Here is a 257-nt window from a genome sequence, read left to right as displayed (position 1 = left end):
GTCCTCGTTTTTGAACACGCTTTATTACAATTTGGATTTTCCTAATTGCGCATTGTTCTTCTGTATCCAGTTTTCAAGGTACAACGTATAACAGCAACCCGTAAGGGTTACCGGCCTGGCGACGTCCTACTCTCCCAGGGTGTTGCCACCCAAGTACCATCGGCGCTGAAGGACTTAACTTCTGTGTTCGGGATGGGAACAGGTGTGACCCCTTCGCCATCGCCACCAGACACTAAATAACGGATGAATTCATTTTT

The 257-nt window shown here is 47.5% G+C and carries 1 rRNA gene; it reads right to left on the bottom strand.

The annotated features are described in order from the left end of the window. Positions 1-113: 113 nt before the first annotated feature. Positions 114-230 (bottom strand): 5S ribosomal RNA (gene rrf / locus AF333_RS31005). Positions 231-257 lie beyond the last annotated feature (27 nt).

This window comes from Aneurinibacillus migulanus (assembly GCF_001274715.1).
Classification (GTDB): domain Bacteria; phylum Bacillota; class Bacilli; order Aneurinibacillales; family Aneurinibacillaceae; genus Aneurinibacillus; species Aneurinibacillus migulanus.
Note: the sequence above shows the minus strand (reverse complement) of the source record. Positions and strands in the feature narration are given on the sequence as shown.